The sequence below is a fragment of the Acinetobacter sp. LF10 genome, from assembly GCF_048585715.1.
Classification (GTDB): domain Bacteria; phylum Pseudomonadota; class Gammaproteobacteria; order Pseudomonadales; family Moraxellaceae; genus Acinetobacter.
On sequence record NZ_CP184160.1, the window covers coordinates 2,822,719 to 2,845,556 of the forward strand.

The following is a 22,838-nucleotide window of genomic DNA, read 5'->3' on the forward strand; positions in this document are numbered from 1 at the left end:
AGTGTTATAACAATAAATTGAATGGATCAGATAAATAATTTTTATTTTTCACTCAATTTATGATTTTTGTCATGTGCATTTTGTTTTTGCACATACTTTTTTGCTGCATAATAAATCAGCATTGCAAAAGGTAAAATTAAAAATAATGCGCCGACACCAAAAACAATATAAGCAAAATAAACATTGGCGATGAGAAAAAAAGCGCCGTATGGTAGAAGTTGTCCCACCAATTCACCAAAAAATGCTGCGCAAACCTGTTTACATTTTGGCTGTTTGCTAGGTTCGTTTTCCTGTGGATGATCTTTCATTTTTTATATCCAATACATTGTTCTTATTTACTATATTAAACATATCGAACAGCTCAATATGTTTAACATTTTTTATATTCTTCGCTTAAATCGACCAGTCTTGAATATCCCAATCTTGATCTTGCGCCAATTTTTCTAAACGATCATCAGGATTCACTGCAATTGCATGAGTTGCATATTCAAGCAGGAAACGATCATTGATTGAATCTGAATACGCCCAAGACTCATCAACTGCTCTTCCCTGTAACCATTGATCTAAACGAGCAAGCTTACCTTTCTGATAACAAGGTAAACCTGTCACCTTACCCGTATACTTCCCATCAAGAACTTCGGCATTGGTGGCAATAATTTCAGTAATACCAAATTCACGAAAAATCGGAGCCGTAATAAAATCACTGGTTGCAGTAATCCCAACAATCGCATGACCTAAATCTTGATGCTTTTTAATTGCATCAAAACCTTTCGGACGCATTTGGGGACGAATCACTTTTTGCATAAACAACTGGTGTAGTTCAGTTAAATAAGTATTGTCATGCTTGGTCAAAAATTCAAAGACAAATTCATTATAGGCAATCGGATCAAGTTGTCCTGCCTTATAGTCCTCGTAGAATTTATCATTCATTTGACGATGATGAACTGGATCAACCAAACCTTCATTCACTAAAAACTCACCCCATGAGTGGTCAGAATCGGTATTTAACAGGGTGTGATCTAAATCAAACAAAGCCAATTTCATATAAATACTCATTTAAATGCAAATTAAAGAAAAAAAACGTAAATCTATTTCCGTAAGTCACTAAAAATTCGTTAAGATCATAGCAATTTTAAACATTTTACTTTGACCTTTTTCGAGTTGGACGTGAAGAGTGACTGTCCCCGAGATCAAAGTCAACGATATAGACAAAATTTAGGTAGCCAAATGATCGACTCAGAAGGTTTCCGACCCAACGTCGGGATCATTTTGGCAAACGATGATGGACAAGTCTTATGGGCAAAGCGCATTGGTCACAATGCCTGGCAATTTCCACAAGGAGGGATCCAGTTTGGAGAAACCCCTGAACAGGCACTTTATCGTGAACTGAGAGAAGAAGTCGGTTTATTGCCCGAACACGTCCAAATAGTAGCGCAGACTAAAAGTTGGCTGCGTTATCGTTTGCCACATCGGTACATTCGGTCAGATTCTGATCCGGTATGTATTGGACAAAAGCAAAAGTGGTTTTTACTGAAATTAACGGCATCGCCGCATCATATTCAGTTAAATCTATCAGACCCACCCGAGTTCGATCAATGGCAATGGGTGAGTTACTGGTATCCATTAGGTCAAGTAGTGAACTTCAAAAGAGATGTTTACCGCAGAGCCATGATGGAATTGTGTTTACAATTACCGTAGCGTTAATCGTCAACAAATCATCACTTTAAGCAATGATTTTTGATCATAGAGCTGTTATAACTAGACCGATAACGATTTATAAATTGGAGTAAACATCCATGTCAAACATGCAACTCGACACGCTTAGACGCATTGTGCAAGAAATTAATGCGTCCGTCAGTTTGCATGATTCTTTGGACATTATGGTCAATCATGTAGCTGAAGCGATGCATGTAGATGTATGCTCCATTTATTTATTGGATGAACGAAACAAACGCTATGTGCTCATGGCTTCAAAGGGTTTAAAACCTGAAGCTGTTGGACACGTTTCTTTGAGTGTTGGTGAAGGCCTCGTCGGTTTAGTCGGTAAACGTGAAGAAATTGTAAACCTAGATAACGCACCTAAGCATGAACGCTTTGCTTATTTGCCCGAAACAGGTGAAGAGCTATTTAACTCATTTCTTGGCGTACCCGTGATGTATCGCCGTAAAGTGATGGGCGTTTTAGTTGTTCAAAATAAAGAGTCTCAAGACTTTAGTGAAGCGGCTGAATCATTTTTGGTCACCTTATGTGCGCAACTCTCAGGGGTAATTGCCCATGCGCATGCGGTCGGAAATATTGATGTTTTCCGCAAACCGACCAGTGGTTCATCTTACAAAACATTCCAAGGGGTTTCAGGTGCTGGAGGGATTGCATTAGGTCGTGCCATCGTGCTCTATCCCCCAGCCGATCTTGCTGCAATTCCCGATCGTGAGGCTGAAGATATCAGTGATGAACTTGACCTATTAGATCAAGCGATTGCAGCAGTACGTTTAGATATCCAATCTCTAGATGAGAAAATGCAAGATTCATTGATGTCAGAAGAACGCGCATTATTTAGCGTATTTTTACGAATGTTAGATGAAAATGTATTGCCAAGTGAAATCAAAGATCATATTCGTGCAGGTAGTTGGGCACAAGGTGCGGTTCGTAAAGTCATTGATAAGCATGTAGCGCTTTTTGCACAAATGGAAGATGATTACTTACGTGAACGCGTCTCTGATCTCAAAGACCTCGGTCGCCGTATTTTAGCCTGCTTACAAGAAAATGATTCGAGTCACCGTGAACTTAGCCCAGACAGTATTTTAATTGGTGAGGAAATTAGCACGGCGGCTTTAGTTGAACTTCCTGTTGATAAAATCGCTGCGATTGTGACTTCTGAAGGTGCAGCGAATTCACATATGGTGATCGTTGCACGTGCGTTAGGTATTCCAACTGTTGTCGGTGTGACTGAGTTACCCATCACCACGCTTGATGACATTGAAATGATTGTCGATGCTTATCAAGGGCGTATCTTTGTTAATCCACCACGTCGTTTGCGTCAACGTTATAAAGAAGTCCAGAAAGAAGAAGAACAAATCGCAAAAGATTTAAAGCAATACGAAACCAAGGATGCAATTACACCTGATGGTGTTTCTATTCCGTTGTTCGTCAATACAGGTTTGATGATTGATGTGGTTCGTGGGGTGCAACGTGGTGCAAAAGGCGTTGGTTTATATCGTAGTGAAATTCCGTTCATGCTACGCGAACGCTTCCCAGGTGAAGAAGAACAACGTGCCATCTATCGTCAGCAGTTGAGCCATTTTGCCAATAAGCCCGTGATTATGCGAACTCTCGATATCGGTGCTGATAAAGATTTGCCTTATTTTAGTATTGAAGAGGAAAACTCGGCATTAGGTTGGCGTGGTCTTCGCTTTACTCTGGATCATCCTGAAATTTTCTCAGCGCAAATTCGTGCGATGCTAAAAGCCAGTATTGGTTTAAATAATTTACATATCTTATTACCCATGGTCACCAGCGTCAGTGAAGTTGAGGAAGTTCTTTATTTATTAGAACGTGACTGGATTGCTGTTCAAGAAGAAGAGCAAGTCAAAATCACTAAGCCTAAAATTGGGATCATGGTTGAAGTACCGAGTGTACTTTTACAAATTGGTGAGTTTGCGGAGCTGGTCGACTTCTTTTCAGTTGGTTCAAATGACTTAACCCAATATTTATTGGCTGTTGATCGTAACAATCCTCATGTTGCTAACGTATATTCGCACTTTCATCCGTCTGTATTACGTGCTTTAAACCGTTTGGTAGAAGATTGCCATATCTATCAAAAACCAGTCAGTGTCTGTGGTGAAATGGCAGGAGATCCATTATCTGCCATTCTACTGATGGCGATGGGTTTCAATACACTTTCCATGAGTTCTAGCAATATATTAAGAGTTCGTAAAGCGATTTGTCATGTCCCAATGAGTGATGCAAAACAACTCTTAGATGATGTTTTACACATGAATAACCCTCTGGTCATCAAAAGTTGGCTTGAACACTACTTTAAAACTCATGGCCTTGCAGATATGGTCAAATCAAATCGTTTAGTCAGTTAACATGATTGTAGAAAATAAAAAAGCGATCATCATTTAGTTGATCGCTTTTTTATTTTTCAGTATTTATTAATTCTGTCGTAAATAGATCTGTTGTTTGGTTTTATTCAGGCTAACCGCTGGGAATTTACGATCATAATCAATTGCAATCAGATCTTTACCAGTTAAATTTTTAACATCAGGTTCCCATGTAATATAGTAATTCAATTCTGTATTATCTCGAACTGATGGCTGAATAGTTTGACGATGATTTGCAGGAATATTCAAATCAACTGTAAAAGGCACCTGAGATACTTGTATTTTCTTTTGTGTGATTAAGGTCGCTGGAACATCTGCCATACGGTTTTCAACCGCATATAAACGAACCGTACCTTGTTGTTGCACAACGTTATAAGTACCTTGTCCCACAAATTCAACACTGAGTGATTGAGCTGCATCCGCTTTAGTTTGATCTGACTGCGGCATAATAGATGTACATCCTGCTAAGACGGTTAAAGATAGCCCTAAACCGAGCACTAATTTCTTCATTTGTTTTAATCTCTGCAAAATTAAGCTCAAAATAACATAGCAAATTTTAATATCATGGGGTTTTACATATCTCCAACCGAGTTTATGTTCTTAGATATCAAAACTGAATATAAAAACAGGTACTAAATCGGCTCATTTACGTCAAAAAAGATTAAACGAACGCATTCTCAAATGGCTATTTTTAGGTGATTTTACATAACTCCAACATGGCAAAGATGTCTCTGAATGAAAGAAATTAATCAAAGCTTGTTTCTGAATGTCAGCTTTTTTCCTACTTCTAGTTAAAACCTAGCAATCCAGTAAGTCTTTATTTTTCCATTATCTTTTATCTATTCTTAACAAATTTCATATCTACAAAAACTCAGTTGATCTTTAAGCTTTAAACAGCTTCAATCGGATAAAGCATTTATGACATCAACTTTAATCCATTGGAAAAAAAACTTTCATCAACCTAGAGTAAAAATACAAAGGATGTAAACCTCATCATTAAAAATCAATTTAGGCATCTTCATTTTTGATACCCATTTTGTAGCTGATACGGTTAAACATTCATATCTTTGAACGGTCAAACAGTTCGGATGACCCAGCTCACAGGTCATCTTGATGGAGATAGAACATGAGCCAAGACGATAAAAAATGTCCTTATAGCCACTTAACCACTGATTTTGGTGCACCCGTGGTGGATAATCAAAATAGTATGACAGCAGGTGCTCGGGGTCCTTTATTAGCCCAAGATTTATGGCTAAATGAAAAACTTGCCAACTTTGTCCGTGAAGTGATTCCTGAACGTCGTATGCACGCTAAAGGTTCTGGTGCATTCGGTACATTTACAGTTACCCATGATATTACTCAATATACTCGCGCTAAAATCTTTAGCGAAATTGGCAAAAAAACAGAAATGTTTGCTCGTTTTACCACTGTTGCAGGTGAACGTGGCGCAGCAGATGCTGAACGAGATATCCGTGGTTTTGCCTTAAAATTTTATACTGAAGAAGGTAACTGGGATATGGTGGGTAATAATACCCCTGTATTTTTCTTACGTGATCCACGCAAATTCCCAGATCTCAACAAAGCAGTAAAACGCGACCCAAAAACCAATCTCCGTAGTGCCACCAATAACTGGGATTTCTGGACGTTATTGCCAGAAGCCCTGCATCAAGTCACGATTGTAATGTCAGATCGCGGTATCCCTGCTAGCTACCGACATATGCATGGTTTTAGTAGTCATACCTATAGTTTCATTAATGCAGCCAATGAACGTTTCTGGGTGAAATTCCACTTTAGAACGCAACAAGGAATTAAAAACCTAACCGATGCAGAAGCAGGTGAATTGGTCGGTCAAGACCGTGAAAGCCATCAACGCGATTTATTCGATGCCATCGAACGTCAAGACTATCCAAAATGGACGCTTTTCGTACAAGTCATGCCAGAGCAAGATGCAGAGAAAGTGCCATATCATCCATTCGATTTAACTAAAGTTTGGCCTCATGGCGACTATCCACTGATTGAAGTTGGTGAGTTTGAACTCAATCGCAACTCTGAAAACTTCTTCCTAGATGTTGAACAGTCGGCTTTTGCACCAAGTAACTTAGTGCCAGGTATTAGCGTTTCACCTGACCGTATGTTACAGGCACGTCTATTTAACTATGCGGATGCGCAACGTTACCGTTTAGGTGTGAACTATCAACAAATTCCAGTGAATGCTGCTCGCTGCCCTGTTCACAGTAATCACCGCGATGGTCAAGGTCGCATTGATGCCAACTATGGTGGTTTACCACATTATGAACCCAACAGCTTCGGCCAATGGCAAGAACAGCCGCAGTACAAAGAACCACCATTGGAAATCAATGGCGATGCAGATTTCTGGGATTATCGTGAAGATGATCATGACTATTTCAGTCAGCCTCGTGCTTTGTTTGAATTGATGACATCTGAACAGCAAGATGCCTTATTTGGCAATACTGCACGCGCGATGGGCGACGCGTTGGACTTTATCAAGTATCGTCATATCCGCAATTGCTATACATGTCACCCTGCTTATGGTGAAGGTGTTGCAAAAGCACTTGGTATGACTGTTGCTGATGCGCAAGCTGCCCGTGAGACTGACCCTGCTCGTCACTTACCAAGCTTTCTTTAAACCCTAAAACATCCAAATAAAAAGCTATCTTCGGATGGCTTTTTTTATGAACTTGGGTAACAATTTAGTCAATTTCTTAAGAAAAATAATCATGTCAAAACAATTAGATCAACTCATCCAAAGCTATAATCTGATCTTATTCGATGCGAAATGTGTTCTTTGCTCAGCATGGGCAAATTTTATGATCAAGCATGATCCACGTTATCAATTCAAACTCGTTTCTGTGCAATCAGATTTGGGGCAACAGATCTTAAAAAAATATCATTTTCCAACTGACTATTTTGAAACCATGCTCTTACTTGAGAAGGGACAATTATTCACTGAATCAACGGCTTTCTTACGTGTGATGGAATCCCTTGATTTTCCTTACAATACATTACGATATGGCAAGTTTGTTCCAAAATTTGTACGTGACTTTACTTATCGACGTATTGCCCTTAATCGTTATCAACTTTTTGGTAAGACTGAAGATTGTTATGTGATTCAAGCGAGTGATAAACAGCATTTCTTATTGGATGATGTTTTAAGATGAGAAATGCTGAACTTACAATTGCACAGATTTTAAAATTCTGTCAGCTGATTATTGCCTTTCTTTGGATTTATCAAGGTTTAATTCCTAAATTAATTTTTCAGGTAGAGGGTGAACAATACGTTTGGCAACAATTACATATTCCTGATGTGTATATACCATGGTTAGTCTCGCTTTCAGGGATTGGCGAGATCATTTTTGGTATTCTCTTTCTGTTTATAAGACATCAATATTTGCACTGGCTCAGCATTTTGAGTTTAGTTGGGTTATTTATTTTGATTCTATTCATTTACCCAAATCAAATTTACCAAGCATTTAATCCCGTCGTGATGAATATTGCATTAGGGAGTCTTTCGCTGATTTCAATCTGGTGTCTCAACGCAAAGACTCACACTAAGCCCGAATGAAATGTCCTTCACGAATACAATAAAATGGATTGACTAATTTAGATGAGGATTTCATTGCTTGTTGTAACTCATGTTCAGGAGCATTGCGGTCTTCATCAGTAAGTTGGAAAGTACGAAAATGAATGGCCAATGAACGATGCGCATGTAAATCTAAATGAGCGTGAAAAGCATCTTGTGGATTCATATGCACATATCGCATTAACTTTCGTGGCTCATAAGCACCTATGGGTAATAATGCAATACGTGCATCACCATAGCGTTCATGAATTTTTTTGAAATGCCCTGCGTAACCTGTATCACCCGCAAAGAAGCAATGTCCTGTCTTTGCTAGAAGCGAAAAACCACCCCACAAAGCTCTATTTTGATCCCGTGCTCCACGTCCAGAAGCATGTTGTGCTGGGGTATAGGCTATCTTGATTTCGTCATGAAAAGGAATTTCTTGCCACCAATCCATTTCAATCACATGTAAATGTTTTGCTAAGTAGTAACCATTACCTAAACCCGTATAAATCGGCATTTTAAATTTCTGATGCAGCCACTCCAACGTAGCCAAGTCCATGTGGTCATAATGATTATGGCTTAATAGTACTGCATGAATCGTTGGAAGCTTTTCTAAAGCGATCCCTGCTGGGCAAACTCGTTGCGGGCCTTGACCTTGCTTTGGGCTAACATAGTCACACCAAACAGGATCGGTTAAGAAGTTGTAAGGGCCTATTTGGATCAGAACCGTTGCATGTCCTACAAACCAAATCTGCCAATTATTTAAATCTGCGTGTGGTCTATTCTGTGGTAACTCAAGCATTTGATTACGCAAATTAGCTTCATGCGCACGATCAACATTCCAAGTATAAGATTTTCGTGTCGCTAGCCATTTAAATAAACCCTTACGATCAAAAGGCGTGAGCGGTTTTTCCAAGTTATAAAAGCGATCAATGCCACAATGGTCAGAAGACTCATGCGGAAATGGAGGTTTTCCCCAAGTATGGCTCAAGCAAGATTTGGTCGGCAATTGATAGGTTAATGTCGGCTTATCTTTCATGTACTTCTTCTTTGCTGGAATTAAATCGCACAAAATTCCGATAGAATTGGGATAATGAGCAGTCCTTTACTCTAACTTTTAAAATCAATCTAATTGTATGATTTTTTTAGAGGGTTTAACCACCTCTCAACAATCGAACTTGATCCTAACATAAGCTTGTTAGTTATGCTGATTTTATCTAGTCGAGTCAATACAATTTTAGGGTACATATCAAACTTTTCCACTATTTAGCTTATATAGTTTTTTTATTTTTCTAATACATTTTTTATATTTTAAGATAAAGTATATTGTTTACAAAAACAGCTATTATATAATGGACATCGAGAAGTACTTTCTAACACCCATACTTTACAATAATAGTAAGACATATTTGGATCAGTCTAATGGAATTACGTCATTTACGCTACTTCATTACGGTTGCAGAAGAGCTTAGTTTCAGCAAGGCTGCACTAAAGTTACATACAGCTCAACCCTCTTTAAGCCAACAAATCAAAGACTTAGAGGATGATATTGGTGTTCAATTATTTTATCGCACCAAACGTAAAGTTGAATTAACTGAGGAAGGTCTGGTTTTTTTAGAACAAGCACGCTTAACCTTAACCCAAGCGGACAAAGCCATTACTATGGCGCGACAAGTTGCGGCAGCAAAAGTACAATGCCTAAGAATCGGATTTGTACCTTCTGCTGAAATTAGAATTTTTCCCTACATTTTCCCTAGGTTACGTATAAAAACCCCTAAACTGCAAATCAACACATTAAACTTAAAAGAAAGTGATCAAATCGCAGAATTAAAAAAAGGTGATTTAGACATTATTTTTATTAATCAAGACTTTCAAAATGAATATTTTGCCAGTCAATTGGTTTTGAAAGAACCGTTAATTTTTATCTTGCCGAAACAGCATCCTTTAGTGGAGTTTAATGCATTAAATATTGAACAACTGAATGGATTGGAACTGACCATTCTATCACATAAAATTTCTCAACCATTGGCTCAAACGATTCTGAAATACAGCGATCAGCATCGAATTAAATTTAAATCGGTCAACGAAACCAACACGATCGCTGAATGTATTCAAGCAGTACATAGTGGTTTGAGTTGCGCGATTTTACCTTCTTATATGCAAGCACTTGCGACGGATCAAATCGTTGTTCGCCCATTAAACTACCCTCTGCCGAGTCTCGATGTATTTATGAGTTTCCATCGAACCTCACCAAGCCAAGCAGCAGAACAATTTTTGGAAGAAATTAGACAAGTTTTCGAGCTAGAACAGTTAGCACTTTATGCAAGCTAAGAAAAAAGCCGATTTAAATCGGCTTTTTATTTGTCTACTTAGGCTGGATCACTAAAAAACGCTACAAATTTTTGATAACTTTCACGCTGTTTTACATTTTCTAAATATTGTTCTATTACGGGATGAGTCTGTATTTGACCAATTTTCAACTGCCAAAATAACATTGCTGCAACCATCACATCTGCTGTGGTAAATTGTTGCCCACATAAATATGGATCAGCCTCATTTAAGCCCTGAATAAAGGCATGATAAGCTTCTTCATAATCACCATAACCAACAAACATTTTCTGATCAGATTTTATCTCTACACCCAACATTTTGTTGGTCGATGCTGCTTCCCAAGGTCCAGAAATAAACATAAGCCAACGATAGTACAACCCTCGCTTAGGATCATTGAGTGCTGGTGCTAAGCCCTTATCCGCGAACTTATCTGTCAAATATGCACACACTGCTCCAAGCTCATAAATCACTATATTTCCATCGACTAGAACAGGAACTTTTCCAAAAGGGTTTATTTTTAAATATTCTGGTGCCTTCATTTCTGTCTGGTAAGCCACTTCTATTCGCTCACAGGCAACCCCCAGTTCTATGAGCAACCAATCAACAACCATACCGCGAGACTGAGTATTTGTATAAAATTTAAGTGCCATTTTTCATATTTCCTTGTTTATTGGTGTTATTAAAATTTAATCGTTCTTATTGTCAGTTTTTGTCAGTAGTCGAACGGCATACTTCCTGAGTCCACCATTGTTGAAAAAGTTGTTGTTTGAATTGTGGATAGAGCTCTTGGCTTAAACCTAGATTTTGCATACGATCAAGTCGAAAATTTCGAAAAGCATTGCGTAATTCACACCAAGCAGCGAGCACAATCTTGTCATTAAAATACCCAAGTGCAAACGGCCAAACGGTTCTCGCACTGGTACGTTGCTGTTCATCAACATAATCAAAGAAAATTTTAACTTGAGATCGAATCGATACTCTGACTTGCTCAACCAATATTTGATTGACAGGTAGCCATACGTTAAAGGCTCTTAATGTGGTTTGCTGCAATAAATTTTGCCGATGTTCAGGTAATACCGCATTTAATTTTGCTAACACTGAAATTGATGCTTCATTCAAAGCTTGGTCAGGAATACTTTTGAGCCAATATAGGGCTAAAAACATGGCTTCAATTTCATTTTCATTCAAGGTCATTGGAGGAAGCAAAAAATCTTCTTTAAGCTGAAACCCCAATCCTGCCGCTGCATCAATTTGAACGCCTTGTTCACGCAAAGTTTCTATATCACGATAAACGCTACGCTGACTAATCTGCAAACGCTCAGCCAAAACTTGTGCGGTGACTGGATAACGATATTGTCGAAGTAGTTGTAATAAATTCAGTAATCGAATAGAACGACTCATGCTATCCCTATTGTTATTATTGATGATGAGAAAATCAGCTTTCTCACCATCTTATCTTTGCAAATAATGTGAATCGCTTAACTTTCAGTAATCGCTGCGCGTTCCAATATACTTTGCAAATAAGCATGTAAATCCTGCACATTATGAGCAATCGTTAAAGGCTGGTATTGTTGCAAAGTTTCAATACTATGCACCCCATAGCTGACGCCAATACGTGGCATATTCAGATTTTCTGCCATTTCTAAATCGTAACTGGTATCCCCCACCATAATGGCGCATTCAACTGCTACATCCAACTCAGCAAGAATCTCCTGCAACATCAATGGATCAGGTTTAGACTTGGTCTCACTAGCTGCACGGGTAATATCAAAAATCTGATGACTATTGGTTTGACTTAATACACGATCTAAACCTTTACGACTTTTACCCGTCGCAACTGCAAGCTTGATCCCTTGTTGTTTTAAGTCAGCCAACAACTCTGCCACACCACTAAACCATGCATCGCCTTTTGAGTTTGCAACATAATGATCTGCATAGCATTGCAAAATATCTTGCTGCAAATCTGGAACCTGCGGAAATAAGATTTGCATCACTTCAGGTAAACCCAAGCCAATGATACTTTTTGCAGCTTCATTCGTTAAAGGCTGCTCAAACTGCTGCGCCGCATATTGCAAACTCGCCACGATTTGTCCAACCGAATCGAATAAAGTGCCATCCCAATCAAAAATCACCAATTCGATATTTTGACTCATTTCTGCTTTCTCAATTCATTGATCACTTGTTGCATATCTTCTGGCATTGGCGCTTCAATGCTTGGATAGTTTGGAATGTCTAAACGCATGGCATGTAGGCATAAACGACGTGCTTCAGGACCTTTATAGTCTGTATTGTGTCCGTATTTATCATCACCAACTAAAGGATGACCAATACTTAAACCATGTACACGGATTTGATGGGTACGTCCCGAAAGCGGTGACGCATGCACCAAAGTCGCTGTCTTAAAACGTTCAACCACTTTCCAGTCAGTCTTACTCGGCTTACCGTCTTTGGTCACACGGACACGACGTTCGCCATTCGCCAGTTCATAACGCAATAAGGGCGCATCAATCAATTGCTGATCCAAACTGACTTGTCCTTTGACAATCGCCGCATACGTTTTTTGAATTTTATGCTCGCGTAGTAAATCCTGAAGCAGTTTTAAGGTACTACGTTTCTTACTGATCATAACCAAGCCCGAAGTATCTCGGTCAATACGATGGATCAGTTCCAAATATTTTTTACCTGTCGCAGCACGCAAGGCTTCGATTAAACCATATGCCACACCACTGCCACCATGGACGGCAATACCAGACGGTTTATTCACGACCAATAAGCCTTCATCTTCGTAAACCACACGACTAAGCAGGCTTTGCGCCACGCCATCACTCACTGGTGCCGCGCTTTCATCCTTTTGTTCATAACGAATTGGTGCGACACGAATCTGATCGCCAATATTCAAACGTGTTTCCGCTTTTATTCTTTTTTTGTTTACACGTACTTGTCCTTCACGAATCAAACGGTAGATTCGACTCTTCGGTACACCTTTTAATCGGGTAAATAAAAAATTATCTATTCGCTGCCCGTCTTGATGCTCATCCACGTCAAACCAAGTGACACTTTGCCATTGTTGTGTAGAATTCATACGCTCGATTAATCCAAGATTTGCTAAATATGATTAAAAATTGATCATTTAGCTAAGTTATTTCACAAGAAACCTAAACTTAGCCCATAGGCAGATGCCGCAAGGTTTGATATATTCAGCGCACGGATACCACCGTAAGTGAGCATCAGATCAGAAATTTTATTTAGATAAAATTTTAAATCGACGAGATATTCACCAACAACTCGGATAGGTCCTAAAGAATTATGCCGACGCCGAAGGCTTATTATATCGGCAAAATGGCAAACTGTTGCGTTTAATTGTGCATCAGCACATACAGTTTGTTCAGAAAAAATATGTTGCCAACAAATTTGTTGGTTATTAAACGTAAACTGATCCACATCAGACAATTTGCTCCCTGATGTCGCATTCAGGCTAAAGCGTTGATGCATTGGAACTGCTAAGCAGAGATACGATGATCATTCCGTATCACGAGACTTCCAGATGGATCGACTTCAATGCTTAATGACAGTGAAAGTCACCATCCAATGCACCGCTCACCCGCCAGTGAAGCGTCTAGGAACTTTGATTATGCTGGGTCTAACGATATTTCACAGATGCAAAACATGGATGAAATATCATTAGGCTGAAGATTAAGGCACTATTGCTGACATCGAAATAAACGTATCAAAGCACAAACTGAATATTTACAGTCAGTGGTTTCAGAGCATCATATACAAAGCTGCTTCTGAATCTTGATCGCGCCAATTTGATGTTTGCTCAAAAGTATCGGGCTAGTTGTTTGTGTGCATCACTATTAGGTGTCACACCCATGAAACGTATGTTGATTAATGCAACCCACGCCGAAGAAGTTCGCGTTGCACTGATTACTGGTAATCGTCTTTACGATTTCGATTTAGAAAATCGTACTCGTGAACAAAAAAAATCAAATATTTATAAAGGTCATGTCACTCGCGTTGAACCTTCTTTAGAAGCAGTTTTCGTTGAGTACGGCGCACAGCGTCAAGGCTTTTTATCTATGCGAGAAATTGCAAACTCGTATTTCAAAGCAGATCCTCGTCAAACTTCAAATATTCGTGAACTCATCACTGAAGGCACAGAATTATTGGTTCAAGTTGAAAAAGAAGAGCGTGGCAACAAAGGTGCTGCGCTTTCTACTTTTATTTCTCTTGCAGGTCGTTATTTAGTACTTATGCCTAACAACCCGAAAGGTGGCGGTATTAGCCGTCAGATTTCAGGTTCTGTGCGCGAAGAACTCAAAGAAATTCTATCTTCTTTAAATGTACCTCGTGGCATGAGCGTCATTGTTCGTACTGCGGGTATTGGTCGTACACAAGAAGAATTGCAACTTGATTTGCAACATTTACTTGACCTTTGGGCTCAAATCCAAGGTTCAGCAGGTTCTGGCCCATCACCAATGTTAGTTCACCAAGAAGCAGGTGTAGTGACACGTGCGATCCGTGATTATTTACGTGATGATGTTGCAGAAATCCTGATTGATAGTGAACAAGCCTACAACGAAGCGTATAACTTCGTAAAAGCAGTGATGCCACGTCAGTTAGACAAATTAAAAACTTATACCTTGAATGAGCCTTTATTTGCTCATTTCGGCATTGAAAGCCAAATCCAAACCGCTTATGAACGTGAAGTTAAACTTCCATCTGGCGGTTCTATCGTGATTGATCAAACTGAAGCTTTGGTTTCAATCGATATTAACTCGGCGAAATCAACGCGTGGTCATGATGTCGAAGAAACGGCTCTAAATACCAATTTAGAAGCAGCAGAAGAAATCGCACGCCAACTTCGTTTACGTGATATCGGTGGTTTAGTGGTCATCGACTTCATTGACATGACTAAAGACCGCAACCAACGTATGGTTGAAGCGAAACTACGTGAAGCGACACAAAGTGATCGCGCGCGTATTCAGTTCGGTCAACTGTCACGTTTTGGACTCATGGAAATGAGTCGTCAACGTTTACGTCCTTCTTTGGAAGAAGCAACAGGTTATGTCTGCCCACGCTGTCATGGCACAGGTATGGTACGCGACTTACGTTCGCTGTCACTTTCAATCATGCGTAAAGTGGAAGAAATTGCTTTGCGCGAGCGTCAAGGTGAAGTTCAAGTTGAAGTTCCAGTTGAAATCGCAGCATTCTTATTAAATGAAAAGCGTCACAGTCTGGTATATCTTGAGCAAACATCAAATGTTCGTGTGACCATATTGCCTCACCCGCACTTAGAAACCCCACATTATCAAATCCAGTACAATCCTGATGGCTTTGCACCATCAAGCTATGAACGTACCGAAGCAACACGTTCAAGCGAAAAAGAACTCGGCTATGAGTCTTCTGACTGGCATTTAGAAGAAGCAGAGCACACGCATGCTGCACCTGCACAAAACAATGCCGCAGCGCAGCAAAAGAAAGCTGCACAACAGCAAGCAGCTCAACCTAAACAAACACAACAAGCAGTTGCACAAAAGTCAGCTAGTCCTTGTGCTTGGTTAGAAAATTTATTTGTTCAAAAGCAAGCGCAAACCACTGATCAATCACGTTCAGCACAAAATGCAGCAGCATCAATTGAACAAATGATTAATAACGGTGCGGTAAGCCGTGGTCAATTTGGTCAGGTCAAACCTGTTACAACGACTGAAGCAGTCGCACCCGTTGCAAATAATGCTTATATTTCACAATCACCAGTGAAACAAGAAGCACGTGAATCATTTGAGAAGGATGAGAAATCTCATCGCCCAAATCAATCGCAAAATCCGAAGAAACGTAAGCATAAAGAACAACGTGAACATCATTCACATGCACATGAGCAACAAAATCAAGTGCAGGAAGAAAATGTTCAAGCTTCTTCTCGTCAAGAGCAACCATCACGCCAAGAGCAACGTGAGTTAAAGCGTCAGCAAAAACGCCAACAACCACAAGAACATCAAAACCAACAGCAACATCATGATGCTGTACATGGTAATGATACAAACGCGTTACCACGTCGTGATCGTAATAACCAACAGCGTCCAAATCGACCAAACCGTCATCGTGACCAAAGTGTTTTAAATGAAACTGCTGCGGTTACACCTGAAACTGTAGTGAATCCTCAACAAATTAAAGTTGATGTGATTGATGCACCTCGCGCAGAACCAATGAACACAGCATTGATCGTAAATATTGATCAAGGTCAGAGTGAAATTGTTGCATTAAACCAACAACAGGCTAATCCAGTTACAAAAACTGAAACAGCACCTGTTGCTGTAGAGCAAGCTGAAGTCCTTGAACCTGTTCAAACAGAACAAGTGGCTACAGAAGTTGAAGAAGTGACATCAACTGAAGCTGCTCCAGCACCTGTAAAACGTGCTAGCAATGATCCACGTTCACGTCGTCGTCATCGTGATTCGCAATCATCGCCTAAAGCCATTGTGCCTAAAGTTGTACCGTCACAAATTCCAACGTTAGCTCAGTACACGATGAGTAGTCTGATTCGTCATGTATATGGTGAAGACTGTACTATTTTGATTGAGCAATTCGGCTTAGTGACAACATTTAATCGTGCATTACAGAAGTTTGCTGAGCAATATGCAAACACTTTAGTGGTTGAAGCTGTTACTGAAGAAAAACGTCCCGTAACCCGTGATGCTGAACTTCCAACTCAAAAGCAAACTGAAGAAGTTGAACCTGCACCTGTATTGGCACTAACTCCACCTGAAGCACCTGCTACTCGTGTTGCAAATGATCCTCGCGAACGTCGTCGCTTGGCTAAACTTGCAGCTGAACAAGCTAAGGAAGCTCATATCGCTGCAAATACGACTGCTGCACCTGTTGAAAGTACTGAATCGAAAGAAGAAGTGCCAGAAACAGTCGTTCATATTATTGCAGATGAAACAGTAGCGACCACACCAGCGCAACAACCACTAGAACTAGACAGCACTGATGTTACGCCAGCAGAAGCCGCACCAGTTGAAGTTTCTGAGCCAGTAACATCGACTGAAACAGCTGAAGTTGAAATTGTAGCTGAAACGGTTTCTGAAACGACTGAAACTGTTCAAGCGGTTGAAAAAGCTGAGCCAACTGAAGCAGAACTAGAGGATGAAGCAGCGAAGGCAGAAAAGGAAAAATCTAGCCGCCCTCGTCGCCCTCGTGGAAGACCACCTAAAAAGAGCACAACTGGCAATGAATAATTTGCTAAATTGCACTCAATAAGGCAAAGCCTAGTCATTTCGATGACTAGGCTTTTTTGTTATTTTGTCAGATTAGGTTGATTGCTCTAGGAACTTACCAGTAAAAATAGCATTAACAACAATGATGTTAATGGTTGTGTTCTAACAGATAGCCATTTTTGGACTAATCGAAAAATAAAACAGGATTGATATGAGCCAAACTACGCAGACCGATATTATTACCCTTAGTGATGTCGCTACTAGACTTCCAAACTTCATCACCAAAGTACCTCATATTCTCAATGGACTTAAACAAGCATATATACGAACGCCAACTTCACCTGCTGGTTTAGGCATTGCCTTTGAAAAAGCAGTCAAGCGTAACCCTCAAGGCATCGCTCTGTTATTTGAAGATCAAAGTTACAGCTACCAAGCACTGAATGAATGGGCAAACCAAATTGCGCATTACTATTTATCGCTTGGCGCTAAAAAAGGTGATGTAATTGCAGTGATGGTTGAAAACCGTCCTGAACTGATTGCTACGATTGTTGCTTTAGCTAAAATTGGTGTCACGATCGCACTCGTAAACACATCACAAGTCGGTAAGGTCCTTGCTCATAGCATTAATTTGGTTAATCCAATTGCAGTGATTGCAGGTGAAGAAGTCCGTGCTGCGATTGATGAAGCTCGCCCAGAATTAAAAGTGCCACAAGATCGTTTCCACTGGTTTGCTGATCTAGAAACACGAAAAAATGCAGGCATTGCACCTAAAAGTTATGTCAATCTGGCGCAACAAATTGATCAATTTCCTAAATTCAATCCATCTACCACACGTACAGTAACGGGTAAAGATGGTTTATTTTATATTTATACCTCTGGTACAACGGGCCTACCAAAAGCTGTTATTTTCACACACAGCCGTTGGACTCTAGCTTACGGCACGTATGGACATATCCTTAACCTCGGTAAAAATGATGTGATGTACGTTACCTTACCGCTTTACCATGCAACGGGAGTGGTGGTGTGCTGGTGTGGTGTAATTGCAGGTAGTGCAACGCTTGCTGTACGTCGTAAATACTCGACCAGTGCATTTTGGAAAGATGTTCAAAAGTTCAATGCTTCGGCAATTGGCTATGTTGGTGAACTCTGCCGTTACTTAATTGATGCACCAGTCACCGAACAAGATCGCGCTCACCGTGTCACCAAAATGATTGGTAACGGGATGCGTCCAAATATTTGGGGTAAGTTCAAAGAACGATTTGGTGTAGAAGAAGTACTTGAACTTTATGCATCAAGTGAAGGTAATGTAGGTTTTAGTAATATCTTTAACTTTGACAATACAGTTGGCTTCTCTCCTACTCCATATGCAATTGTTGAATTCGATAAAGAAAAGAATGAGTTGGTTCGCGATAAGAAAGGCAACTGTAAAAAAGTCAAAACAGGTGAAGTCGGCTTACTCGTCGGTAAGATCACTAGCCGATCACCCTTCGATGGCTATACAGACCCAGAGAAGAACAAATCTGTTATTTTAAAAGATGTGTTTAACAAGGGCGACTCATACTTCAATACTGGAGACTTGGTTCGTGATATCGGCTTCCGTCATGCGCAGTTTGTAGACCGTTTAGGCGATACTTTCCGTTGGAAAGGTGAAAACGTTTCTACAACTGAAGTTGAAAACATGGTCTGCGAATATGACAAAATTGTAGAGGCAGTGGTGTATGGTGTTGAAATTCCAAATACCAATGGTCGTGCAGGTATGGCAGCAATCACGTTGGTCGATGGCGCAGAACTCAATGATGCTGATCTAAGCGCTATGGTGAATGTATTTAAAAAATGCTTACCATCTTATGCAATTCCAGTATTTTTACGCATTCAAGCAAAAGTTGAAACCACTGGTACATTTAAATACCAAAAGAATAAACTTAAAGAAGATAGCTTTAACCCAAGCAAAACATCTGAACGTTTATTGGTTTTATTACCAGGTACAAACAGCTATAGTGATGTAAATACTGAAATCTTTGATAACATTCAAAGCTATCAGTACCGTTTCTAGTTTATTTTTTAGCTAAACAAGAGGAAATCGTGCTTTTTATAAACAATCATGCAGATGTTTTTAAATTTCCTCTTGTGTTAGCTGAATAAGTTGCTAGAATACGCAACATCAAAACGAGATGGGTCGTTAGCTCAGCTGGTAGAGCAGCGGACTTTTAATCCGTTGGTCCCGCGTTCGAATCGCGGACGACCCACCATTTAATGTTTTGAACCCTTATCGGGTCGTTAGCTCAGCTGGTAGAGCAGCGGACTTTTAATCCGTTGGTCCCGCGTTCGAATCGCGGACGACCCACCAAATTCTAAAAAGCCCCATCATGAATGATGGGGCTTTTTATTTTGTGCTAAATACCTTTCTAAAAGATGACAACAATATTTACTTACTTTAAGCGTCCTTGCTCAAAGTAAGCTTGTACTTAAATTACAAAAAACTTTCCAACACCGAATTTAAAAAGATATGTCCCTGCTCTGTGCAAGCAATTCGATTTACATCATCGACCAAAAGTTTTTTGTCACGTAATTGATTCAGCGTCTCACTGATATCTTGTAAATCAAGCCCTGTGCGTTGAGTATAAAATTTCGCATCTACCCCATCATTTAAACGCAAAACATTCATCATAAATTCAAATGGCAATTCATCTGCATCAATACGTTTCATTTGTACATGATCAGCAGGCACTTTGGCTAAATAATCTTTCGGCAAACGGGTTTTCTGAAAACGATAAATACCATCAGGGCGTGTTACCTTACCGTGCGCACCTGCACCAATCGCTAAATAATCACCAAATTTCCAATAATTCAAATTATGTGCTGAGGGTTTTTCTTTACGCCATGCTGAGACTTCGTAATTGATATAACCATTCGCTTTTAAATAAGCCTCACCCAATTCTTGGATATGTTCTAAAACTTCATCTTGTGGCAATACGGGTTGGGTTCTAAAGAACACCGTATTTGGCTCAATGGTCAGTTGATACCAACTAATATGTGTTGCACCCTGTTCTACAGCTAATCTAAGGTCATTTAAAGCCTGTTCTTGCGTTTGCTGTGGTAAACCATGCATGAGATCAACATTAACGCGCTCAAAGCCTGCTTGACGCGCTTGTTGGATTGCATCTAAAGCATTATTCGCTGTATGAATACGACCCAGTCGCTGTAAATGCTCAGGATCAAAACTTTGTACACCTAATGATAAACGGTTGATGCCAACGGCAAGATAATCCGCAAATGGATCATGTTCAACCGTTCCAGGATTGGCTTCCAATGTGATTTCACAATCTACTTCAAAGTCTAATCGCGCATTTAATTGACTAAATAACCACTGATAACCTTGTGCTGAAATTAAAGACGGTGTTCCACCACCAATAAATACGCTATGAATTGACCGACCTTGCGCCATTTCAATTTGAGTCTCAAAATCAGCCACCAGTGCCTCAAGATATTGTTGCTCTAAATCCACAGACAATCCCCCATCAGGAACAGCATGTGAATTGAAGTCACAATAAGGGCACTTACGCACACACCAAGGCATATGGATATAAAGTGAAAGTGGAATATTTGCTGGATTTAAATGACTCAAAATGGAAGCTCAACAACAGAACCCTTTTATTTTAACATGACTCTATCAATCCGCTTATTATCATCACCTCGCTATTCGGTTAGACTGAGACAATGAAGAACAATTAGATTGATAAAATGATCAAAATTACCAGCCAATTGCTATTTATTCTTCCTCTTGCATTAGGTGTTGGTATTGCAATGGCATTTCAAACTGCAATTAATTCACAACTTAGAGAACATTTGCACTCACCTCTTCAAGCTGCCTTACTCTCTTTTTTGGTAGGGACAATTGTGCTTGCATGTATGGTTTATTTTCAAAGCACAGCAAAACCAAGCTTAGGGGAACTGGCTCAAATTCCATGGTTTCTGTGGATTGGTGGCTGCCTTGGGGTTTATGCCATCAGCATGAGCATTTATACTGCACCCAAACTAGGATTATTGACTTTTTCAGGCTTAGTTATTTTCGGCCAATTGACCATTTCAATGTTACTTGACCATTTCGGCTGGTTAGGTACAGAAAAAACACCTGTCAATTGGCAACGTCTTGTCGGCAGTATTGTCATTTTTATTGGTGTTATATTCACTCTACAACGCTAATTCTCCCTCAATTCAATAAGAGTATTTTTTGTGTCTCACGCGACAACCAAGCGGTTTGAACTTAAGCAATTATTTCATTTAATGTTTCCGATCTTGATCACCCAATTTGCTCAAGCTGGGCTTGGTCTTATTGATACCATCATGGCAGGTCATCTTTCTGCTGCTGATTTGGCAGCCATTGCTGTCGGTGTTGGTTTATGGATTCCAATTATGTTGTTATTTGCAGGAATCATGATCGCAACAACACCTTTAGTCGCTGAAGCACGCGGTGCAAGAACACCAGAGAAAATTCCGACTATTGCACGTCAATCCTTATGGGTCGCGGTCATCCTCGGCATCGTTGCTATGTTGATTTTGCAATGTATGCCGATGTTTTTACCCCTCTTTGGAGTACCTGAAAGTTTATTACCCAAAGCAAGCCTGTTTTTACATGCGATTGGCTTTGGTATGCCTGCGGTAATGATGTATGCAGCATTGCGCAGTTATTCAGAAGCCTTAGGGCATCCACGACCTGTGACTGCAATTAGCTTAATTGCATTATTGGTATTGATTCCACTGAACTTTATTTTTATGTATGGCTTTGGACCTATTCCAGCCTTAGGCAGTGCAGGCTGTGGTTTTGCAACCGCAATCCTACAATGGCTGATGTTTATTACACTCGCGGTTTATATTTCAAAAGCCAAGGCTTATCAACAAGCGCCCATTTTCACACAATGGGAAAAAATTGACCCTGTATGGGTAAAACGCATCTTAAAGCTGGGTCTACCGATTGGTCTAGCTGTATTTTTTGAGGTGAGTATTTTCAGTACAGGCGCGATTGTGCTGAGTCCACTCGGTGAAAATGCGATTGCGGCGCATCAGATTGCAATTTCTGTGACTTCACAATTATTTATGATCCCATTATCTCTTGCCATTGCACTCACGATTCGTGTAGGTACTTATTATGGAGAGAAAAATTGGTATGCGATGCGCCAAGTTCAAAAAGTGGGGTTGATTAGTGCAACCGTTTTTGCTGCTTTGACCATGACACTGATTGCTGTAGCGCGCCCCTATATCGTGGCAATCTATACCAATGATATTCACGTTATCCCAGTCGCCATGTACTTGCTCTGGTTTGCGATGGCATATCAATTGATGGATGCATGGCAAGTCAGTGCCGCAGGCTGTTTACGGGGTATGCAAGACACCCAAGCACCGATGTGGATTACCTTAATGGCATATTGGGTGATTGCTTTCCCAATTGGTTTATATCTTGCACGTTACACAGTTTGGGGTGTTGCAGGCGTTTGGCTCGGATTGATTATCGGTTTAAGCATCGCCTGTATATTCTTGATTGGTCGTTTATATTTAAACAATAAACGATTAGCACAAATGATCAGTGCTAAGTTATAAGAGAATCAA

At 40.0% G+C, this 22,838-nt stretch carries 20 protein-coding genes and 2 tRNA genes; 12 read left to right on the forward strand and 10 right to left on the reverse strand.

Annotation, left to right across the window (positions count from 1 at the left end; genetic code table 11):
* Window positions 1-41 precede the first annotated feature (41 nt).
* Window positions 42-308: a hypothetical protein gene (locus ACN19N_RS13580; RefSeq protein ID WP_420001560.1), complete on the reverse strand. Its 267-nt coding sequence runs from the start codon at window positions 306-308 to the stop codon at window positions 42-44.
* Between the two features lie 85 nt (window positions 309-393).
* The gene (locus tag ACN19N_RS13585; RefSeq protein WP_298065319.1) at window positions 394-1,044 is read right to left on the reverse strand and encodes an HAD family hydrolase; all 651 of its coding nucleotides are present in this window, start codon (window positions 1,042-1,044) and stop codon (window positions 394-396) included.
* A 183-nt stretch (window positions 1,045-1,227) separates the two neighbouring features.
* Here ACN19N_RS13585 and ACN19N_RS13590 point away from each other — a divergent pair, with 183 nt between their 5' ends.
* Both ACN19N_RS13590 and ptsP read left to right on the forward strand, forming a co-directional pair.
* Window positions 1,228-1,698 carry an RNA pyrophosphohydrolase gene (locus ACN19N_RS13590; protein WP_005162709.1) on the forward strand — a complete coding sequence of 157 codons (471 nt, stop codon included), beginning with the start codon at window positions 1,228-1,230 and terminating at the stop codon, window positions 1,696-1,698.
* Between the two features lie 98 nt (window positions 1,699-1,796).
* Window positions 1,797-4,088 carry a phosphoenolpyruvate--protein phosphotransferase gene (gene ptsP, locus ACN19N_RS13595; protein ID WP_293743481.1) on the forward strand — a complete coding sequence of 764 codons (2,292 nt, stop codon included), beginning with the start codon at window positions 1,797-1,799 and terminating at the stop codon, window positions 4,086-4,088.
* Window positions 4,089-4,154: 66 nt separating this feature from the next.
* Here ptsP and ACN19N_RS13600 read toward each other — a convergent pair whose 3' ends face one another.
* Window positions 4,155-4,613: a hypothetical protein gene (locus tag ACN19N_RS13600; protein WP_420001561.1), complete on the reverse strand. Its 459-nt coding sequence runs from the start codon at window positions 4,611-4,613 to the stop codon at window positions 4,155-4,157.
* A 616-nt stretch (window positions 4,614-5,229) separates the two neighbouring features.
* On the opposite strand from ACN19N_RS13600, the gene ACN19N_RS13605 reads away from it, so the two are divergent.
* The 3 genes from ACN19N_RS13605 to ACN19N_RS13615 all read left to right on the forward strand — a co-directional run bounded on the left by ACN19N_RS13605 (window position 5,230) and on the right by ACN19N_RS13615 (window position 7,686).
* The gene (locus tag ACN19N_RS13605; protein WP_420001562.1) at window positions 5,230-6,750 is read left to right on the forward strand and encodes a catalase; all 1,521 of its coding nucleotides are present in this window, start codon (window positions 5,230-5,232) and stop codon (window positions 6,748-6,750) included.
* A 91-nt stretch (window positions 6,751-6,841) separates the two neighbouring features.
* On the forward strand, window positions 6,842-7,282 hold the full coding sequence (locus ACN19N_RS13610) for a thiol-disulfide oxidoreductase DCC family protein (protein WP_420001563.1): 441 nt from the start codon (window positions 6,842-6,844) through the stop codon (window positions 7,280-7,282).
* On the forward strand, window positions 7,279-7,686 hold the full coding sequence (locus ACN19N_RS13615) for a DoxX-like family protein (protein ID WP_420001564.1): 408 nt from the start codon (window positions 7,279-7,281) through the stop codon (window positions 7,684-7,686). The genes ACN19N_RS13610 and ACN19N_RS13615 overlap by 4 nt, the downstream gene beginning before the upstream one ends.
* On the opposite strand, the gene ACN19N_RS13620 is transcribed toward ACN19N_RS13615, so the two are convergent.
* Window positions 7,673-8,725 (reverse strand): MBL fold metallo-hydrolase, encoded by a 1,053-nt coding sequence (locus tag ACN19N_RS13620; protein WP_269228924.1) that lies wholly within the window; start codon window positions 8,723-8,725, stop codon window positions 7,673-7,675. The genes ACN19N_RS13615 and ACN19N_RS13620 overlap by 14 nt on opposite strands.
* A 383-nt stretch (window positions 8,726-9,108) precedes the next feature.
* On the opposite strand from ACN19N_RS13620, the gene ACN19N_RS13625 reads away from it, so the two are divergent.
* Complete coding sequence (locus tag ACN19N_RS13625; protein WP_420001565.1) at window positions 9,109-10,017, forward strand: LysR substrate-binding domain-containing protein; 909 nt, start codon at window positions 9,109-9,111, stop codon at window positions 10,015-10,017.
* Window positions 10,018-10,055: 38 nt separating this feature from the next.
* Here ACN19N_RS13625 and ACN19N_RS13630 read toward each other — a convergent pair whose 3' ends face one another.
* The 5 genes from ACN19N_RS13630 to ACN19N_RS13650 all read right to left on the reverse strand — a co-directional run bounded on the left by ACN19N_RS13630 (window position 10,056) and on the right by ACN19N_RS13650 (window position 13,509).
* On the reverse strand, window positions 10,056-10,667 hold the full coding sequence (locus ACN19N_RS13630; RefSeq protein WP_293743472.1) for a glutathione S-transferase family protein: 612 nt from the start codon (window positions 10,665-10,667) through the stop codon (window positions 10,056-10,058).
* 52 nt (window positions 10,668-10,719) lie between these two features.
* A complete protein-coding gene (locus ACN19N_RS13635) occupies window positions 10,720-11,418 on the reverse strand; it encodes a helix-turn-helix transcriptional regulator (RefSeq protein ID WP_420001566.1) in 699 nt (232 codons plus the stop codon).
* A gap of 77 nt (window positions 11,419-11,495) precedes the next feature.
* A complete protein-coding gene (locus ACN19N_RS13640; RefSeq protein ID WP_420001567.1) occupies window positions 11,496-12,170 on the reverse strand; it encodes an HAD-IA family hydrolase in 675 nt (224 codons plus the stop codon).
* Window positions 12,167-13,099, reverse strand: coding sequence for an RluA family pseudouridine synthase (locus ACN19N_RS13645; RefSeq protein ID WP_087536311.1), 933 nt, complete (start codon window positions 13,097-13,099; stop codon window positions 12,167-12,169). Before ACN19N_RS13645 ends, ACN19N_RS13640 begins: the two co-directional genes overlap by 4 nt.
* Window positions 13,100-13,161: 62 nt before the next feature.
* Window positions 13,162-13,509, reverse strand: a complete 348-nt coding sequence (locus ACN19N_RS13650; protein ID WP_050042107.1) for a hypothetical protein — start codon at window positions 13,507-13,509, stop codon at window positions 13,162-13,164.
* A gap of 380 nt (window positions 13,510-13,889) precedes the next feature.
* On the opposite strand from ACN19N_RS13650, the gene ACN19N_RS13655 reads away from it, so the two are divergent.
* The 4 genes from ACN19N_RS13655 (at window position 13,890) to ACN19N_RS13670 (ending at window position 19,581) form a co-directional block, all read left to right on the forward strand.
* The gene (locus ACN19N_RS13655) at window positions 13,890-17,255 is read left to right on the forward strand and encodes an Rne/Rng family ribonuclease (protein ID WP_420001568.1); all 3,366 of its coding nucleotides are present in this window, start codon (window positions 13,890-13,892) and stop codon (window positions 17,253-17,255) included.
* A gap of 190 nt (window positions 17,256-17,445) precedes the next feature.
* On the forward strand, window positions 17,446-19,287 hold the full coding sequence (locus ACN19N_RS13660; protein ID WP_269239018.1) for a long-chain-acyl-CoA synthetase: 1,842 nt from the start codon (window positions 17,446-17,448) through the stop codon (window positions 19,285-19,287).
* Between the two features lie 120 nt (window positions 19,288-19,407).
* A tRNA-Lys gene (locus ACN19N_RS13665) sits at window positions 19,408-19,483 on the forward strand.
* A 22-nt stretch (window positions 19,484-19,505) separates the two neighbouring features.
* Window positions 19,506-19,581, forward strand: a tRNA-Lys gene (locus ACN19N_RS13670).
* 123 nt (window positions 19,582-19,704) lie between these two features.
* Here the strand turns inward: ACN19N_RS13670 and hemW are convergent.
* Window positions 19,705-20,859, reverse strand: a complete 1,155-nt coding sequence (gene hemW / locus ACN19N_RS13675) for a radical SAM family heme chaperone HemW (RefSeq protein ID WP_420001569.1) — start codon at window positions 20,857-20,859, stop codon at window positions 19,705-19,707.
* A 116-nt stretch (window positions 20,860-20,975) separates the two neighbouring features.
* Here hemW and ACN19N_RS13680 point away from each other — a divergent pair, with 116 nt between their 5' ends.
* Both ACN19N_RS13680 and ACN19N_RS13685 read left to right on the forward strand, forming a co-directional pair.
* Entirely contained in the window at window positions 20,976-21,437 is a 462-nt protein-coding gene (locus ACN19N_RS13680) for a DMT family transporter (RefSeq protein ID WP_420001570.1), read from the forward strand.
* Between the two features lie 30 nt (window positions 21,438-21,467).
* Window positions 21,468-22,829: an MATE family efflux transporter gene (locus tag ACN19N_RS13685; protein WP_420001571.1), complete on the forward strand. Its 1,362-nt coding sequence runs from the start codon at window positions 21,468-21,470 to the stop codon at window positions 22,827-22,829.
* Window positions 22,830-22,838: the final 9 nt, after the last annotated feature.

What these genes read in the sequence shown, in the direction of transcription:
- ACN19N_RS13580 (WP_420001560.1), bottom strand. Translation starts at nt 308, where the DNA reads ATGAAAGATCATCCACAGGAAAACGAACCTAGCAAACAGCCAAAATGT.
- ACN19N_RS13585 (WP_298065319.1), bottom strand. Translation starts at nt 1,044, where the DNA reads ATGAAATTGGCTTTGTTTGATTTAGATCACACCCTGTTAAATACCGAT.
- ACN19N_RS13590 (WP_005162709.1), top strand. Translation starts at nt 1,228, where the DNA reads ATGATCGACTCAGAAGGTTTCCGACCCAACGTCGGGATCATTTTGGCA.
- ptsP (WP_293743481.1), top strand. Translation starts at nt 1,797, where the DNA reads ATGTCAAACATGCAACTCGACACGCTTAGACGCATTGTGCAAGAAATT.
- ACN19N_RS13600 (WP_420001561.1), bottom strand. Translation starts at nt 4,613, where the DNA reads ATGAAGAAATTAGTGCTCGGTTTAGGGCTATCTTTAACCGTCTTAGCA.
- ACN19N_RS13605 (WP_420001562.1), top strand. Translation starts at nt 5,230, where the DNA reads ATGAGCCAAGACGATAAAAAATGTCCTTATAGCCACTTAACCACTGAT.
- ACN19N_RS13610 (WP_420001563.1), top strand. Translation starts at nt 6,842, where the DNA reads ATGTCAAAACAATTAGATCAACTCATCCAAAGCTATAATCTGATCTTA.
- ACN19N_RS13615 (WP_420001564.1), top strand. Translation starts at nt 7,279, where the DNA reads ATGAGAAATGCTGAACTTACAATTGCACAGATTTTAAAATTCTGTCAG.
- ACN19N_RS13620 (WP_269228924.1), bottom strand. Translation starts at nt 8,725, where the DNA reads ATGAAAGATAAGCCGACATTAACCTATCAATTGCCGACCAAATCTTGC.
- ACN19N_RS13625 (WP_420001565.1), top strand. Translation starts at nt 9,109, where the DNA reads ATGGAATTACGTCATTTACGCTACTTCATTACGGTTGCAGAAGAGCTT.
- ACN19N_RS13630 (WP_293743472.1), bottom strand. Translation starts at nt 10,667, where the DNA reads ATGGCACTTAAATTTTATACAAATACTCAGTCTCGCGGTATGGTTGTT.
- ACN19N_RS13635 (WP_420001566.1), bottom strand. Translation starts at nt 11,418, where the DNA reads ATGAGTCGTTCTATTCGATTACTGAATTTATTACAACTACTTCGACAA.
- ACN19N_RS13640 (WP_420001567.1), bottom strand. Translation starts at nt 12,170, where the DNA reads ATGAGTCAAAATATCGAATTGGTGATTTTTGATTGGGATGGCACTTTA.
- ACN19N_RS13645 (WP_087536311.1), bottom strand. Translation starts at nt 13,099, where the DNA reads ATGAATTCTACACAACAATGGCAAAGTGTCACTTGGTTTGACGTGGAT.
- ACN19N_RS13650 (WP_050042107.1), bottom strand. Translation starts at nt 13,509, where the DNA reads ATGCATCAACGCTTTAGCCTGAATGCGACATCAGGGAGCAAATTGTCT.
- ACN19N_RS13655 (WP_420001568.1), top strand. Translation starts at nt 13,890, where the DNA reads ATGAAACGTATGTTGATTAATGCAACCCACGCCGAAGAAGTTCGCGTT.
- ACN19N_RS13660 (WP_269239018.1), top strand. Translation starts at nt 17,446, where the DNA reads ATGAGCCAAACTACGCAGACCGATATTATTACCCTTAGTGATGTCGCT.
- ACN19N_RS13680 (WP_420001570.1), top strand. Translation starts at nt 20,976, where the DNA reads ATGATCAAAATTACCAGCCAATTGCTATTTATTCTTCCTCTTGCATTA.